At 45.2% G+C, this 17619-nt stretch carries 14 protein-coding genes; 4 read left to right on the top strand and 10 right to left on the bottom strand.

The features are described 5' to 3' along the window. Positions 1-7: 7 nt before the first annotated feature. From menA to pplA, 3 genes are all read right to left on the bottom strand, one after another. Positions 8-961 carry a 1,4-dihydroxy-2-naphthoate polyprenyltransferase gene (gene menA / locus IGJ05_RS11585; RefSeq protein WP_015510612.1) on the bottom strand — a complete coding sequence of 318 codons (954 nt, stop codon included), beginning with the start codon at positions 959-961 and terminating at the stop codon, positions 8-10. 12 nt (positions 962-973) lie between these two features. Further along, positions 974-2050: an FAD:protein FMN transferase gene (locus tag IGJ05_RS11580; RefSeq protein WP_005230331.1), complete on the bottom strand. Its 1077-nt coding sequence runs from the start codon at positions 2048-2050 to the stop codon at positions 974-976. 264 nt (positions 2051-2314) lie between these two features. Further along, positions 2315-3253 (bottom strand): extracellular electron transfer flavoprotein PplA, encoded by a 939-nt coding sequence (gene pplA, locus IGJ05_RS11575; protein ID WP_016608361.1) that lies wholly within the window; start codon positions 3251-3253, stop codon positions 2315-2317. Between the two features lie 270 nt (positions 3254-3523). On the opposite strand from pplA, the gene IGJ05_RS11570 reads away from it, so the two are divergent. From IGJ05_RS11570 to IGJ05_RS11555, 4 genes are all read left to right on the top strand, one after another. Then, a complete protein-coding gene (locus IGJ05_RS11570; protein ID WP_005230327.1) occupies positions 3524-5464 on the top strand; it encodes an NAD(P)/FAD-dependent oxidoreductase in 1941 nt (646 codons plus the stop codon). A 206-nt stretch (positions 5465-5670) separates the two neighbouring features. Next, on the top strand, positions 5671-6078 hold the full coding sequence (locus IGJ05_RS11565) for a NusG domain II-containing protein (protein WP_010748871.1): 408 nt from the start codon (positions 5671-5673) through the stop codon (positions 6076-6078). A 10-nt stretch (positions 6079-6088) separates the two neighbouring features. Then, a complete protein-coding gene (locus IGJ05_RS11560; protein WP_005232987.1) occupies positions 6089-6649 on the top strand; it encodes a Gx transporter family protein in 561 nt (186 codons plus the stop codon). A gap of 11 nt (positions 6650-6660) precedes the next feature. Next, positions 6661-7647 carry a polyprenyl synthetase family protein gene (locus IGJ05_RS11555; protein WP_081117091.1) on the top strand — a complete coding sequence of 329 codons (987 nt, stop codon included), beginning with the start codon at positions 6661-6663 and terminating at the stop codon, positions 7645-7647. 162 nt (positions 7648-7809) lie between these two features. On the opposite strand, the gene gor is transcribed toward IGJ05_RS11555, so the two are convergent. The 7 genes from gor to IGJ05_RS11520 form a co-directional block, all read right to left on the bottom strand. Further along, positions 7810-9156, bottom strand: coding sequence for a glutathione-disulfide reductase (gene gor, locus IGJ05_RS11550; RefSeq protein WP_081117090.1), 1347 nt, complete (start codon positions 9154-9156; stop codon positions 7810-7812). Between the two features lie 93 nt (positions 9157-9249). Beyond that, on the bottom strand, positions 9250-10491 hold the full coding sequence (locus IGJ05_RS11545; RefSeq protein ID WP_008381725.1) for a peptidase U32 family protein: 1242 nt from the start codon (positions 10489-10491) through the stop codon (positions 9250-9252). Between the two features lie 13 nt (positions 10492-10504). After that, complete coding sequence (locus IGJ05_RS11540; protein ID WP_081117089.1) at positions 10505-11425, bottom strand: peptidase U32 family protein; 921 nt, start codon at positions 11423-11425, stop codon at positions 10505-10507. Between the two features lie 269 nt (positions 11426-11694). Then, positions 11695-14175: an ATP-dependent Clp protease ATP-binding subunit gene (locus tag IGJ05_RS11535; protein WP_266166721.1), complete on the bottom strand. Its 2481-nt coding sequence runs from the start codon at positions 14173-14175 to the stop codon at positions 11695-11697. 5 nt (positions 14176-14180) lie between these two features. Beyond that, positions 14181-14648 carry a CtsR family transcriptional regulator gene (locus tag IGJ05_RS11530; protein WP_005230319.1) on the bottom strand — a complete coding sequence of 156 codons (468 nt, stop codon included), beginning with the start codon at positions 14646-14648 and terminating at the stop codon, positions 14181-14183. Between the two features lie 229 nt (positions 14649-14877). Next, complete coding sequence (pknB, locus tag IGJ05_RS11525; protein WP_317756295.1) at positions 14878-16881, bottom strand: Stk1 family PASTA domain-containing Ser/Thr kinase; 2004 nt, start codon at positions 16879-16881, stop codon at positions 14878-14880. Beyond that, positions 16878-17618, bottom strand: coding sequence for a Stp1/IreP family PP2C-type Ser/Thr phosphatase (locus IGJ05_RS11520; protein ID WP_005230317.1), 741 nt, complete (start codon positions 17616-17618; stop codon positions 16878-16880). The genes pknB and IGJ05_RS11520 overlap by 4 nt, the downstream gene beginning before the upstream one ends. Position 17619: the final 1 nt, after the last annotated feature.

The raw sequence follows: 17619 nt of genomic DNA, 5'->3' as shown, positions 1-17619 counted from the left end.
TTTTCTTTTACAGCAATTGCCACAGCAGGCACAAAAGCAAGCCCAAGGCATAGCTGCTGTTGAATAAAATCATGTTTTTAATCGAATAGCCGAAGCTACGTGGGTGCGGCAGGCTGGCTTGATGTTCTTTCAAGTTTTGGCGGATTTTTGGCAGTGTCAGAAACACGAGCAATATCGGCCATTGAAAGAGTCCAAACAAGAGGCCCAATAAAATAGCGGCATAAGACGCCAACATCATGCCTTGAAACAGACGGATACCTGCTTCGCGACCGATGTAGTACACCAGCGTATAGCGATGGTTTTCGATATCAGCTTCCAGATCCCGTAAATTATTGGCTAACATGATGTCAGCAATCGTGAAAATCAACGGCAAGGATGCCAACACGATGGCGCACACGGCCCAGAGGTTCCCCACTAAGCCAAAGGTTCCGTTCGCAAAATCCAGTGCCAGATAAAACACTTTTTGATCAATGGTATTGATATAGATCGTGATGGCAAAAATCCCTAATCCCATCGTTACACCGCTGAATACCTCGCCTAAAGGCATCCGCGATAACGGAATGGGGCCAAAGGTATAAAAGACCCCGATAAAACAAACCACCAGCCCCATCACTAGCAGCAGCCAGCCGGTAACAAAGGTCAAGTAAAGACCGATCAGTAAGGTTCCTGCCAGCATCGCAAAAATCAGATTGCGAACAGTAGCTTCTGAGATGTTTTCGCGCCCGATCACATTGTGCTGGTATTTGTAGGTCTCTGATTTGGCTTTTTTGAAATCCATATAATTGTTGATGGACGTCGTCGTCAAATCAAACAGCAGCATCCCCAGAAAAAAAATCACAGTATTCAACGGATGAAATTCATGAAAATACACCAACGAGAACAACACACCCATAATGAAGGGGAAGACACTCGCCACCTTGGTGCGGATCTCCACCACTTCTAAAAACACTGAAAGAGACATCTTTCACTCCTCCTATTCTAAATCAGCACGATCACCCATCGTGTAGCCTGATTCCTCTGAAAGCTCAAAGGTATCTTTGATGCCGTCTGTTACGTACACTTTATCTTCTTTTGTGATAAAGATCGCATCGGTTCCCTTTTCGGTATGCTGTTCGATATAAGCCAAGCCTTCTTTGACTCCTTTATCAAACGCCACCGTAGTCAACCCGTCACCATCGATGGATTTGTCAGTGATCACAGTCACACTTGCTACATCGCTATCGTAAGGATAGCCAGTCTCAGAATCAAAAATATGGTGATACGTTTTGCCGTCTACTTCTAAGTAGCGTTCGTAGATCCCTGAAGTAACTACTGTTTTATTGGTTTCTTTGATACTGCCGATAATCGAGCCGCGAGATTTGTTTGGATCTTGGATTCCGACATTCCATGGCTCATCTGCACCGCGGTTGCTATGACCTAACACATAGACATTCCCGCCCAAATCGACGATCGCGGAAGTCACGCCATTGTCCTTCAGCACTTTGACGACTTCATCCGTGATGTAGCCTTTGGCGATCGCCCCAAGGTCAAGGATCATGTCCTTGTCTTTTAAATACACCGTGTGGTCTTCGTCGTTAAACTCGACTTGTTCATAATTGATATGTTTCAACGCTTCATCGATCTCAGATTGTTCTGGCTTGCGGGCATCATCAAAGCCGATTCGCCACAATTGGGTGATCGCACCGATGGCCATATTAAAGCCGCCTTCTGATTTCACACTATAATCATAGGCTTCTTTCAACAAATAATAGATATCATCTGAGACCTTCACTGGCTTGATGCCAGCTTGCGCATTGATTTCATCGATCTCTGACCCTGCTTGGTTGATGGTGATTTTATCGCCTAACTCTCTGATGCGGTCAAAGGCAGGCTTCATAGCGTCCTCTTTGCCTTCATCATAAATGCGAATCCGAGTATACGTGCCTAATAAAAATTCTTCTTGAAAATATGGTTCTTCGCGCAGCGTCGTTGCTTCCTGATCACTGCCACAGGCTGCCAACATTGTGCCTAAAAAAACAAACATCAGAAAAAACGTTACTTTCTTTTTCATGATTTTCCTCTTTTCTATTGTCTTCAACCTTCATATAATAGCCTTTTTTTGGCAGAATGAAAAGGGGCATTCCGTGATTCCTCAACGTATTTTAGGAATCCTTAATCGAACCTTTTCTTCTTTGTAAAAAACAGTTCTTTTTTTAAAAAACCTTCCCACCAGATTGCTTCCTTTTGCACGAACTTGCTTTTGTGACCTTGTTGCCCACGAAAAAAGGACAGCACTCAAAACGAATGCTGTCCTCTTCATGGAAAGAAGTTGTGATTATTCAGTAACGAAGTTATCCACTTCGATTGTTGTTTGGTCGCCTTTTTCAGCGGCATTCAACAATTGTTGTGCATAGATAACAAAGCTGTGGAAGCTGTGGGTTGCCCCTGAAACAACATCCATGTCTGCCACAGAGCCGTCTTCGGCATTGACTGCAGAAACAAAGGCTTCATTGAAGTTTGGAATGAACTCTTCTGGACTTGTACCAGATTTTGCTTCCATGTTTTCGTTGTATGATGCATCATCTTTTTTCGACTCGCCTGCTTCGTTTAGGTAGTCGTAGTTTGATTCAGAGATTTTGCCGTCAGCTACAGTCATTGAGAAGACTACGCGGTAACCGTTTGAGTAGTTCTTTTCTTCTAATGTATAGGTTCCGTCTTTCAAGTCGGCACCATTGTCGATTTCAATGGTTTCCGTGTTGCCTGCTTGCGCCGCTTGAATCAATTGTTGTGCATAGTTTTGGAAGGAATCAAAGGAATGAGTCGCGCCAGAAACTACTTCGATTGAAGAAGGGCTTTGTGCGGCAACTAACTCTTCATTGAATTTAGGAATAAATTCTTCTGGGCTGATGCCTGCTTTTTCTTTCATTGTTTCATTGTATTCAGTGTTTTCTGTTTTTGATTCGCCATCCGCATTGACGTTGTCATATTTTGATTCAACGATTTTGCCGTCTTTGACTGTGATCTCAAATGTGACACGGTAGTCGTTTTTATAGTTCTTTTCTTCTAAACGATACGTACCATCTTGCATTGGCTCGCCTGCAACGACGGTTGCTTCTGAGCTTTCTGTAGTTGCAGAATCGCTTGCAGAAGTTTGTGATGTACTTTCACTAGTTGACGAAGAACCTGTATTGTTGTCGTCTGCTCCGCATCCCCCTAACAATAATGCTGCGAATGAAAATACCGCCATACCTACAATCAATTTCTTTGCTTTCATAATTATCCACCTTTTACTTGTTTATTTTCCCCACAAAAAAGTTTGTGATACATCTAACATTGTAAAGTAAATTTACGAGATGTCAACCGCTTCCTTTCCGCTTTTTCAATAAAAAATGACTTATTTTTTGATTTTCGCAAGTTTTCACGAATTTCAGGAAATATGCGTTTTTTTCATCAGAATCGTTAGACAAATGAACCATTTGTCTATATAATAGGAACGATTGTGTAATTATTATCATAGATTATTTTTATTAAGGAGAGATTTGCAATGGCAAAGAAAAACATTGTCGTTGTCGGTGCCGGTTATGCAGGCGTTTCTGCTACGAAGTACATGGCAAAGAAATTGAAAAAAGACAATGATGTTGAGATAACATTGATCGACCGTCACTCTTATCATACGATGATGACTGAACTGCATGAAGTCGCTGGAGGACGTGTAGAACCTACCGCAATTCAATATGACTTGCAGCGCTTGTTCTCACGCAAGAAAAATGTTCGTTTAGTAACCGATACAGTAACTGGGATCGATAAAGAAAATAAAACCGTCCAAACAAAATTAGGCAGCTATTCATTTGACTACTTGATCTTAGGGATGGGTGGCGAACCGAATGACTTCGGTACACCTGGTGTCAAAGAAAATGGCTTTACTCTATGGTCATTTGACGATGCTGTCCGCATTCGCGAACACATTGAAAAAACTGTCGCAAAAGCAGCGATCGAACCAGATGCAGCATTACGTAAAGCAATGTTGACGTTTGTCGTTTGTGGTTCTGGATTTACTGGGATCGAAATGATCGGTGAACTGATCGATTGGAAAGATCGTTTAGCTTCCGATTATAAATTGGACCCAAGTGAAATCAGCTTGAAAGTCGTTGAAGCAATGCCAACGATCTTAAACATGCTTGATCGTAACGATGCAGCCAAAGCAGAACGTTACTTGAAGAAAAACAATGTTGATCTTGTCTTGAATGCACCAATCGTTGAAGTGGCACCTGACCACATCAAACTAAAAGATGGTTCAACGATCCCAACCCACACATTGATCTGGACTGCCGGCGTCAAAGGAACTAGCGATGCTGCTGATTTCGGTTTAGAAACCGCTCGTGGTTTCCGTCTAGTTGCCAATGAGTACATGGAAGCAAAAGGCTACGAAGACAAAAACATCTATATTATTGGTGACTTGGTTTACTTCGAAGAATTCCCGAACACACCAACACCACAAATCGTGCAAGCAGCTGAACAAACTGGGCACACTGCAGCAACGAATATCGTTTCAGCCATCAAAGGCGGCGAAAAACATAAATTCAAAGGAAACTACCAAGGATTTATGGTTTCCATCGGTGCCAAATGGGGCGTGGCGAACTTATTCAATAAGATTCACCTGAGCGGTTTCTTAGCGATCATTATGAAACATATCGTTAACTTGAAATACTTCTTTGATATTCGTTCTGGTTACTACATGTTCCAATACTTGATGCATGAAATCTTCCACATCAAAGATGACCGGACAGTCGCTCGTGGTCATACGTCTCGTTACGGAAACGTCTTGTGGAGTGTTCCGCTTCGTATTTTCTATGGTCTTGTCTGGTTCGTTGAAGCCTTCAAGAAAATTTTGGGTACGAATGGGGAAGTCTTCAAACCTGGTACTTGGTTCGGTGAAGGTTCTTGGTTCCAAGGCAACAGCGTTTTCCCTTGGACTTGGGAATACCAAACAGTCGCTGATGCAGCAAGTGGTGCTAGTGAAGCAGCCGATGCAGCAAGTGCCGCTAGTGGTGCCGGTGAAGCAGCCGATGCAGCGACACAAGCCGCACACTTCGGTTTGAGCTATGCCTACGGTGAGCAACCAATGATCGTGATTGAAAAATCACCTGACTGGTTCACAAAAGTTATGCAATTTATCATGCCAAACAACGACGTTGCAATGTTCTTCCAAAAATTCATGGTCTTCTTTGAAATTGCTTTAGCTCTTGCATTGATGGCTGGTCTCTTCACTTGGTTAGTAAACGCAACGACTATCGTTTTAGTGTTGACTTTCTGTATGTCTGGTATGTTCTACTGGGTAAACATCTGGTTCATTCCAGTTGCATTTGCCTTGATGAACGGTTCAGGACGCGCAGTCGGTTTAGACCGTTGGGTAATCCCATGGTTGCAACGTACCCTTGGAAAATGGTGGTACGGTACCCCTCGCTCCTTATATGGCAATAAATAAGCCAGCAAAATAGAATACCTTTACGACTTCATGAGACTAAGACATTCTGATTTTCAATCAGTGTCTTGGTCTCTTTCCAAGTACAGAACTTTTTCTTGATCGTCCTTGCACAGAAATCGGTGGATTATTGAGGATTCAGCTAGTAGAATCTTGTCTTCTTATGCTAGAATGAGACACATCACATGAAAGAACAGGAGTCTTTTTTGATGAAATTAAAAGAATTTATCCGCGATGCCCATTTAAAACCATGGGATGGCGTCATCATACTTGTTTTGATCCTCAGCTCTTTTTTACCGATTTTTATTTTTGGCCAGACGCAAACAGCGGACAAAGAAGCCGTCTTGCGGGTCGATGGGACAGAAATCAAACGTTTTGACTTAGTTGAAGGTCAAAAAACGTACACCTATCTTTATGAAGATGAAGATGGCGATACCAATTTACTGGAGATCGAAGGGGATCGGATCCGAATCAAGGAAGCCGATTGCGGCGACCAGATTTGTGTCCGCCGTGGCTGGGCCAGTAAAAATGGGGAAACCATCGTCTGTCTGCCTCATAAATTGGTGATCGAAATCCAAGCCGCAGATGGGAGTGAGACCGACGATCTAATCTATTGATCGTTTGCTTATGAGTCGATTACAACGAATAATTTTCATCTCACTGCTGGTCGCCCAAGGGGTCGTGATTGGTTTAGTTGAAAATATGATCCCTTATCCATTTGCCTTTGCGCCTGGTGCGAAACTAGGTTTGGCAAATTTAATTACCATTATTGCTTTGTTCACCATGCCAAAAAAAGACAGCTTTCTCTTGATTTGGCTAAGACTGATCTTAACGACGTTACTAGGAGGAACGGTTTCGACCTTCTTATATAGTATGAGCGGTTCCTTACTGAGCTACTTTGGGATGTCTTTGGTGAAACAGTTGGGGCCTAAGCGTGTCAGTATCATCGGCATTAGTGCGGCCGGCGGGTTCTTACACAACGTCGGACAGTTGATCACTGCCTCATGGATCGCTCAATCCTGGAGCGTGATGCTCTACTTGCCGGTCCTGTCTTTCTTTGGGATCTTGTCCGGGATCGCTATCGGGATCGCCGCCAACTACTTGCTGCGCCGTGTCGAAACACTGCGCCGTTTTCAAATTGATTATGAACGCCAGACCAAAGTCAAATGGCGCTCGGATTCAGAATAAAGGAGTTAATTATGAAACTTCATTCCATGTGGCAAGAGTATCCAGCACTGCAAGCTGACTTATCTGCCTCCTTGCAATTGATGGAAAAATCATTAAAACTAAAAAACAAAGAGGTCGAACAAGCGATCCTGTCCATGATCCATTCAGGTGGGAAACTGCTGCGTCCTGCTTATCAGCTGCTCTTTTCTGCTTATGGCAGCGACAAAGATCGCGAAAAAGCCGTCGCATTGGCGGCCTCGATCGAAATGCTCCACACTGCCTCGTTGATCCACGACGATATCGTCGATCATGCGGACACCCGCCGCAAGCTGCCGACCATTCGTTCCGAATTTGGCAACGATGTCGCTGTCTATGCTGGTGATTACCTCTTCGTCTGCTGCTTTAAATTGATGGCCGATTATGCCAGCTCCATGAAAAGCTTGCAGATGAATTCCCGTAGTATGGAAAAAATCCTGGCCGGCGAATTAGGACAAATGAGCAAACGATACGATTTGTCCGTCACTGTCGAGGATTACTTAGAAAACATTCGCGGCAAAACCGCTGAGTTGTTTGCTTTAAGCTGCTTCATCGGGGCTTACGAAAGCGGCACCTCCTTGCGCTTTGCCAATCAAGCCCGTGAGATCGGTGAAGCCATTGGTCTTGCCTTTCAAATCATGGATGACGTCTTGGATTACAGCCAAGATGCGGCTGCTTTAGGGAAACCAGTATTGGAAGATGTTCGGCAAGGCGTCTATTCCCTGCCGCTGTTAATGGCACTGAAAAGTGACCGCCAACAGCTGCTCCCATTGTTGGAAAAACAAGACGCTATGACGGACACCGACACCCACGAAATCTATCGGATCGTCCAAGAAAGTGCTGGGATCGAGGAAGCCAAGAAACTCGCAGCCGACTATACGAAAAAAGCTTTGCAGGCGATCCAGAAATTACCTGAGACCAAAGATGAAACCAAAACGTATCTTTACCAGATCACTGCTCAGATCCTTGGGCGTCAGAACTGATCAAGGATCTAGCAAAAGCCTAGCAGCTGGAATCATACTGAAATAAGTCCCCAAGGTTAGATTTTTGATCTACCTTTGGGGGCTTTTTAGTTGATAGATAAAATTTTATACGCAAAAAAAGCCTCAACTGACAAATCATCTGTCAGTTGAGGTTTTTTTCTTTTAACGCATCGTCACAAATTCTTCTGACCCTGTCGGATGAATGGCAACGGTTTGATCAAAGTCTGCTTTTGTAGCACCCATTTTGATGGCTACAGCGAAGCCTTGCAGCATTTCATCGACACCGATCCCGATGCCGTGCAGACCGATGATTTTTTCTTCTTCTCCTAAGCACACCAATTTCATCTCACATTTTTGGCGATACTCATTTAAAGCAAAGTACATCGGTGTAAAGCGCGAGCGATACACCTTTATCTGCTCTTGGCCGTATTTTGCCAAGGCTGCTTCTTCGGATAAACCAATCGTGGCAATCGGTGGATGAGTAAAGATGACCGTCGGTACTAAGTGATAATCCAAGTACGCATCGCTTTGACCGTTGAACAAGCGTTCAGACAAGCGACGACCGGCGGCGATCGCAACCGGGGTTAAATCCAGTTTTCCGATGACATCGCCCACCGCAAAAATCGAGTCAGCTGTGGTATTTTGATATTTGTCCACAATGATAAACCCTTTTTCATCCAATTGGACATCGGTGTTTTCCAGACCTAACTTATCCGTATTCGGCACACGACCACCAGCAAAAAGGACGCAATCGCCGGTCAAGGTTTCGCCATTTTCAAAGTGAACGATATACTCGTCACCTTCTTTAATGATACGAGAGGCCACGTAGCCTGCATAAGTTTCGATTCCTGATTCTTGGTACATCTCCACGAGATTATCCGCAAGCATCCTGTCAAAGGTTCGTAATGGCCGCTCTTTGCGGTACGCCCAAGCCACTTGGCTGCCCAGCTGTTGGCTGACACCGCTGATTTCGGCTGCGATGTAGCCTGCCCCTAAGACGACCATACGCTTTGGTGCTTCTCGCAACGCAAAAAAACCATTCGAGTCAATGGCGTACTCACCGCCGGGAATATTCATCGCGCTAGGTTTTCCACCGGTGGCAATCAAAATCTTTGCTGCATGGTAGTTTTCCCCATTGACGGTAACCGTGTGGTTATCCACAAACTGTGCATAACCGTGGATAACTTCTACGTTGTTGCTGTCTAAGCCTTTTTGATAGGCTGTGTGTAAAAAATCAATGTATTTTTCACGGTTATCCACAAGCTCGGTAAAATTAAATTTATCCACATGTGGATAAATGCCGTAGCTAGTTGCGTCCCGTTTGATCATTTCTAACATCTCACTAGCTTGCCACATGACTTTTTTCGGTACACAACCGACATTGACACAGGTGCCGCCTAATTCATTGCCTTCGATCAATAATACTTTGGCGCCGTGCATCCCTGCCCGATTGGCTGAGGCGATTCCTCCGCTGCCGCCACCAATTACTATGTAGTCGTATGTTTCCATATTTGTTGTTTCCTCCTTAAGATTGTCTATGTTCTCATCGATCCTTTTTGGCTGGATTGATTCAACAAAAAAAGCCGAGAGAAACTCTCGACCTTATTTTTTCTTCCGAATCATGTCTCCGACTTCCACCGGTTCTTTGACCGGCATCGTCAGCAGCATCATAGGATTTGGTGCACGATCGATGGATTCACCGTCTTCATTATACATGACTTCGACGGTTTGGTGAAAGTGATGGAATCCGGGACCGTAAAATTCGATTTCATCGCCGACGGAAAAGTGGTTCCGTTGCCGAATCGTAGCTGTTTTTGTTGCCGGATCATACGCCATGACTTCCCCAATAAATTTGTATTGCGGAATTTTCCGACGTGGACCAAACAACTGCTCATTTTCACTCGGGGTATCGTAGTAAAAGCCTGAGGCAAGCTCGCGCTGCGCAACTTTCCACAGTTCATCGATCCATTCTTGTTTGCAGACATAGTTCTCTGGATCGGCCATGTAACTGTCCACGGCTGCTTTATAAACGTTCGCCACGGTTGAAACATAGTGGATCGATTTCATGCGGCCTTCGATTTTGAAACTATCCACGCCGTTTTCAATCAAATCAGGGATATGTTCGATCATCGACATATCCACAGCACTCATGGAAAACTCTTCTTCCACTGTCCCATTTTTAGTCAAACTGTTTCGTTCCGTTGCAAAGGGCATGTCAAACAGATCATATTTCCAGCGGCAAGATTGCGAACAGCCGCCGCGATTGGCGTCTCGCATCGACATATGATTGGACAAAGTACAACGGCCAGAATAAGAAATACACATGGCGCCATGAATAAAGGCTTCGATCTCCACGCTAGTATTTTTGCGGATCTCAGCGACTTCCTCCATGGACACTTCTCGGGCGAGAACGACCCGTTCTAGACCTTCTTCCCGCCAAAATTCCAATGTTTCATAGTTCGTGGCACTGGCTTGGGTGGACAAATGGATCGGTAGACCTGGCGCTTCTGTTGCGCAGATCTGGATCAAAGCGGGATCAGAAACGATCACTGCCGAAATACCGACATCTCGCAATTCCCGAAAGAATTCCCCTGCACCTTCTTGATTGCCCTCGTGGGTCACCATGTTGGCTGCTACATAGACTTTTGCGTTGTGGGCTTTGGCAAAAGCCACCCCTTCCGCCATTTCTTCATAGGTAAAGTTTCCCGCGCGACTCCGTAGACCATAGGCATTGCCGCCGATATAGACAGCGTCAGCGCCATAGTGGATCGCTGTTTTTAATTTTTCTAACGTACCAGCTGGTGCTAACACTTCTGGTCGTTTCAATGCTTGTTTAACGGTCATTTGTTCTTGCTCCTTACTTGATATCGTCAGGATTGATGGCATAAAATCCAGTGTCCAACCCACGTTCTGCTGGATGAAGTTGGGCAACTTGTTCACTGAGCACAGTTGCTTGCTCTGCTTGCCACTTCCCACTTTCTACAAGGGTCTTGGCTTGGGCAAACAGCTTAGCAATTGCCACAAAGGCAGCCCCTCGTGTATAGATTCCGTCCAGCTTCCAGGTTTGAAAGCCTGTTGCGGCTAATTCCCCCAGCTGCAGCATCAGATTGATGTCGTTATTGGCAAAAATGTGCGTGCCGTGGCTATCTTCATAAATGGAATAGTGGGTTTCTTCTTTTTTCGGTTCGGATAAAAATAACCCACGATCGTGGTTCTTTTCTTCCGATTGTTGGGTATAGTTATAATAATTTTGTAAAAGCGGACGCTTCGATTGGTGAATGCAGGTCGCACCATAAACCAATACTTCCACAGGAATATTTAGTTGTGGTGCCATGATTTTCATTTCCTCGAAAGGAACTTCTCGCGCTAAAACAGCTGCCTTTGCTCCTTTTTGTCCCCAAAAATTGATTTGACGAGCGCTCGTTACTAAGGTTTCCCCTGCATAGATAAATGGCAAGGCACATTCTGGATTTTGCTTCATGCGGTAAATGATTCCAGGATCTCCGAGAGCGATTTGATCGGCTTGATTGGTCTTCAGAAATGCTAGGTATTCTGGAATCCGCTTCATTTTTTCTGGATGCATGATGCCATTGACCGCGATCGTCACTTTCTTTCCAGCTTCGTGGGCCATGTCGATCAGTCTGATTTGCTCTTCACGAGAAAAAGAGGCCGGTAGGCGCAGCCCGAATGTCTCTTCTCCAAAAAACAATGTATCAACATAAGGGATGAGCTGCTGTGCTTGCTCGATCGATTCCACCGTGGCGATAATCTCAACCATAATACTCCTCCTTTTTTCAACTCATTCATAGTATCACACAGCAGGATTCTTTCCAAGAGGTCTCGTTACTCTTTTTTTCACGAATCATGCTTTTTTCATTAATAAATCGTTGCCATAAAGCTATTTAGAAGGATATTTTTTTGTGAATCATCAATCATAATTAATAGAGATCACTTGATCACTACTAGACATAGCAAGACAAAAAAGCGACGTTTCTATGGATGCCGATTACTCGACCATAGAAACGCCGCTGCCATTATTGGCTCGACTTACACTTGTTGCAAGACCCGTGCTTGTCCCTCTTTGACATTGAGGGTGATCGATCCTTTGGAAGCACCAATCGTCACTTTGTCACCTAAATGAATTTGTCCTGATAGGAGTGCTTCACTTAAACGGTCTTCGACTTCTTTTTGCAATGCTCGACGAATCGGCCGTGCCCCATATTCTGGATCAAAACCAGCTTTACCGATCACATCGATGGCAGATGGCGTGATCTTCAATTGGATGTCTTGGTTGCTTAACCGTTTGATGATCGCTTTGCTCATAATCTTCACGATCTCATGGATCTCCCCTTCACCTAAGGATTGGAAGACCACTGTTTCATCCACACGGTTCAAGAACTCTGGACGGAAGGCTTTTTTCAGCTCTTCTAAGATCCGTTTTTGCATCGCTTGGTGATCTTTCGTTAAATCAGTGACATTGAATCCAACGCTTTTTTCTTCGCGGATTTGTTGGGCACCGATATTAGAGGTCATGATCAAAATCGTGTTGCGGAAATCGACCTTCCGACCTTTGCCATCCGTCAAATGTCCATCATCTAGCACTTGCAAGAGGATATTGAAGACATCGGGATGGGCTTTTTCCACCTCGTCCAATAAGATGACGGAGTAAGGTTTTGAACGGATTTTTTCCGTCAATTGCCCACCTTCGTCATAGCCGACATAGCCTGGCGGTGAACCGATCAAACGGCTCGTGCTGTATTTTTCCATAAATTCGGACATATCGACACGAACCAAGGCATCTTCACTACCAAACATCGCTTCCGCTAAGGCTTTAGCAAGCTCGGTTTTCCCGACACCAGTCGGGCCTAAGAACATGAAGGAACCAATTGGGCGGTTGGGGTCTTTCAACCCACTGCGGGCTCGGCGGATCGAACGAGCGACTGCTTTGACCGCTTCTTCTTGGCCAACTACCCGTTGATGCAAGATCTTTTCAAGATCCAACAAGCGTTCGCTTTCTTTTTTCTCCATCTGTTGCAAAGGTACACCAGTCCATTGAGAAACGACCGTAGCAACATCTTCTGCAGTAACACTATCGGCATAGCCTGACGCTTCTTTGACTTCCATAAACGCCACTTCCGTCAATTGTTGGGTCAATTTCTTTTCCTTGATCCGCAGACGAGCTGCTGCTTCAAAATCTTGCTGGCGAATGGCTGCTTCTTTTTCTTCGATCAAGTTAGCGATCTCGTTTTGTAGCTCTGCCAATTCCGAACTTTCATCGGTTTTGTCTAGACGCACTTTGGCTGCTGATTCATCCATCAAATCGATGGCTTTATCTGGTAACTGGCGCGAATTGATGTAACGTACGGACAATTGCACAGCGGCGTGTAACGCATCATCAGAAATTTCCACCCCATGATGTTCTTCATAACGAGGACGCAAGCCCCGCAAAATTTCTTCCGCTTCTTCTGGTGTTGGTTCGTCGACTTGCACTCGGGCAAAACGGCGTTCTAACGCAGAATCTTTTTCAATGTATTTTTGATACTCATCTAATGTCGTGGCACCGATGGTTTGCAATTCTCCACGGGCTAAGGCTGGTTTCAGAATATTCGAGGCATCAATCGCCCCTTCGGCTCCGCCGGCCCCAATCAGTGTATGCAATTCATCAATGAATAAGATGATTTGACCATCTTGATAGATCTCATCGATGATTTTTTTCATTCGGTCCTCAAATTCTCCACGGTATTTCGTTCCAGCAACTAAAGCCCCCATGTCCAGCATCATCAAACGTTTGTTTTGCATGTCTTCTGGGACTTCCCCATTGATGATTTTTTGGGCTAAGCCTTCGGCGATCGCGGTTTTCCCAACACCAGGTTCCCCAACGAGAACAGGGTTGTTTTTGGTCCGACGGCTAAGGATCTGGATCAGCCGTTTGACTTCTTTGGCACGACCGACAACAGGATCTAGCCGTTTTTCACGAGCTAATTTGGTCAAATCACGGGCTAAGGAATCCAAGGTTGGTGTTCCTTGCTGCGCTTTGGCTTGGGCTGGACGACGACGACCAGCACTTCCGTTGGTTTTGCTTTCATTGAAGCCCATTTTTTTCTTCAAAAGCTGACGCATTTTTGCGAGACTCAAGCCGAGATTCAGCATGATTCGTGAAGCCAAAATGTCTTCGTCTCTTAATAAGCCTAATAATAGATGTTCGGTACCGATCTGTGGTGCCCCTAAACGCTTGGCTTCATCCCCTGCATAAGCAAATGTATGTTTTGCTCGTGGTGAATACGCGAGATAGGCGTTTTCTGGGTATTGACGAACGGTGCCATACCCTGTTAAATGTTCGATTTCTTCACGAATATCGTTTTCTGTGATATTCATTTCCCGTAACGTTTTGCCAGCGATCCCGTTTTGTTCAATGACCAGTGCCAATAGAATATGTTCAGAACCTACCGCTTGGTGCTTAAAGTATTTTGCTTCTTCTTGGGCGATAGCCAAAACGGCTTTCGCGCGTTGGGTGAATAATTCATCCATCTCTTTCACTTCCTGTCTTCGTAACTTAATCGTTCTAGAATTGCATGGAGCAAATCTGCTCGTGTTCTATTTTCATAAGGAGAACGTCCTAGAACTGCTTTCGCGATGACGGTCAACAATAAATTGCCTTCTCGCTTGGACAGGATTCCTTCCTCATAAAGTTTCTGGATTATTGCATACGCATCTTTTTCCGAGATGGTTTCATCGAATAATTGATTCATTTCTTTTAAGTAGTGGTGGCTGTCAGTAATTTTGACTTTCTCGATCCGAATATAGCCGCCCCCGCCGCGTTTACTTTCAACCGCATAGCCTCTTTGAACGGTAAAGCGGGTATTGATCACGTAATTTATTTGTGAGGGCACGCAGTTGAACAAATTTGCCATTTCTGCGCGACGAATCTCAATGGTTTCACTGTCTTCAAGAATTTTCTTCAAATATGCTTCAATCAAATCGGAAGTGTTGTGATGACTCAATTCATTCCCTCCCTTGACTAATTCTGACCTTCATTATACCCAATTTTTGAATCCTTGGAAAGATGTACGCTTGCACAAAAGGAAGGTCTAAAGGAAATTTTAAAGACACTTATCCCTCGCTTCAGCTTTTTTAGCTACAAAAAGAAACAAGCAGCTCGTCGGTGAACAAAAAGAAAATTCTTTGGTCCCCGAAGGCTGCTTGGTTAAAATATTGGGTTTTAGCTAGTTTCTAATCACTTTCGGAACTGCTTTCGCTCGTAGCCGTTGAATCCGAGGAATCCTCTGAACTACTGCTTGGCGTCGATGAGGACGAATCATCTGGTTCAGGTCCTCTAGAGATTGTGACCGTTACAGTAGAGCCAACTTCGACGGAGGTTCCAGCACCTGGAGAGACACGGACAACATGTCCAGCTGGCACCGAATCATTATAGCCGTCCTCTTCCTCAAAAGTTGAGTCTAATCCTGCTTCATTCAAGTCTGCTTCTGCATCGGCTTGGCTTTTGCCAACGATTCTCGGTACATTGACCATTTCCTGCCCACTGCTGACCGTCAAAGTGATGGTCGTTTGTGAAGTCACCACTGTTTCACCTGTTGCTGGTGCTTGAGCGATGATCGTGCCTGATGGTTGACTGCTGGATTGATAGTTTACTTCGATCTGTGATCGGTCGACACCGCGAGAAGTTAATGCTGCTCGTGCATCTGCCTCTGTCATGCCATAATAGTTGTCCATTGCGAAGCTATCTGGTCCGGAGCTGACCTTAAAGGTGATTTCGTCTTCTGCTGGGGAAACTTCCCGCCCTGCTGCTGGTGATTGACTGATAATATCCCCTTCATCGACATCATCTGACGACTCTAGCTCTTCTTTGATTCTGTCTTCATCAAAGCCCAAATCGATCAACTCTTTTTTGACATCATCAAAGGAACGACCTTCATAATCATCAAGAGTGATTTTCTTGGTCCCACTGCTGATATAAAGAGTCACGACGGAATTCTTTTTGACTTCATTGCCTTCTGGCGGATCGGTCTTGACGACATTGCCTGCTTCGACTTCATCGTCTTCGATTTCTTCTACCTCGTCTGCCACTTGCAAACCAGCAGCTTCCAGCTCGGCACGGGCAGCTGCTTCTGTTTGACCACTGACTTCAGGAATTGCCACATCTCCCCGACCACCGCCGAATAGGAAGTAACTGCCTATGCCTAGCAGTGCGATCACCATAATGATGGGCAGCAGCAGCCACCGTTTGCGTTTTTTCTTTTTCGGCTGCGCTGGTTCTTCAGCTTGATCCGCAACCTTATCTTCTACGGGTTCTTCTACTGGCGGCGTTTCGACTTGGGCTGCTTCCACAGTAGTCAGCACTCTCGTTTCATCCATCAGGGCATGAGGTTCCCATCTCGGTTCATTGAGTCGGTCAGGAGACAACACGGTATCAAGGTCCGCTCGCATTTCATCGGCAGTTTTGTACCGATCCGCCGGTTCTTTGGCGGTCGCCTTCAATACGACGTTTTCCAGCGATTGCGGAACATTTTTGTCATAGATCCGAATCGAAGGGATCTCATCTTGGAAATGTTTCAAGGCGATCGTTACGGCTGATTCGCCATCAAAGGGTACTTTGCCCGTTAAAATTTCATAGAGAATGATCCCAATCGCATAAATATCTGATTGATTGGTCGCCATACTGCCTCGTGCTTGTTCTGGTGAAAGATAATGCACCGAGCCTAGCATCGAGTTGGTTTGGGTGATCGATGTTTCTGATAAGGCGATCGCGATCCCAAAATCGGTGATTTTCACCACACCGTCTTCATTGATCAGCACATTCTGGGGCTTTAGGTCCCGGTGAATGATGCGGTGTTGATGGGCCAATGCCACCGCTGATAATATTTGTTGGATGATATCAACGATCTGCAAATAAGGTACGGGATAGTGCGTTTGGATATAGCGCTTGAGATCCATCCCTTTGACATATTCCATCACCAAAAACTGCATGCCGTCTTCTTCGCCGACATCATAAACGGTTACGATGTTTGGATGAACCAGCTCAGTCGCCGCCAAGGCTTCTCGTTGAAAGCGCCGAATCGCACTTTGGTCGTTTTGGAAGTCAAAACGAAGCACTTTGATTGCCACTTCACGGTCTAAGATCAAGTCATGCGCCAAAAACACATTTGCCATTCCGCCGCTGCCGATATTGCCGATGATTTTGTATCGGCCGTTTATCTTCTTCCCAATTTCGATCATGGGCGCTCTCCTCCAACTTTAATCAATAATACCGTGATATTGTCGACACCACCGCGTTCGTTGGCTTGATCGATCAATGATTGCACTGCTTCTTCCAGCACAGGGGTTTCTTGGATCGTTGCTGTGATCTCTTCATCTGAGACCATGTTGGTCAATCCATCTGAACACAGCAGCAAATAATCCCCGTCTGCAATAAAGTGGATCGCCACATCGACTTCGACTTCGCTTGGCATACCGATCGAGCGGGTCAAAACGTTTTTGCGAGGATGATTCAAGGCCATTTCTGCCGTGATTTGTCCCGACTTCACCAATTCATTGACCAGTGAATGGTCCTCTGTGATTTGAGTCAGCACTTGATTGCGTAAAAGATAGGCACGGCTGTCCCCGACATTGGCGATCGTAAACTGGTCGCCTAATAAGGCCACAGCAATGATCGTGGTGCCCATGCCGCTAAGTTCTTCTTGTTCTTGTCCTTTTTGGAAAATCACTTGGCTTTCCGCTTGGATTTTTTGGATCAGCCATTGGGCAGTTTTTTCACTGTCTGTCAGCTCTGTCTGTTCCCAAGCGGTGCCGATCTCACTGACTGCTTGACGGCTAGCGACATCTCCGGCCCGGTGGCCCCCCATGCCATCGGCAAGCAAGGCCAATGTCACATTGGCTTTATTTACATAGGTTGCTGCAAAATCTTGGTTTGTGTTGCGACGTTTGCCGACATCTGTTTGAAAACGAATCTCCAAT

This window comes from Enterococcus sp. AZ167 (genome assembly GCF_051714025.1).
Lineage (GTDB): Bacteria > Bacillota > Bacilli > Lactobacillales > Enterococcaceae > Enterococcus_D > Enterococcus_D casseliflavus.
Note: the sequence above shows the minus strand (reverse complement) of the source record. Positions and strands in the feature narration are given on the sequence as shown.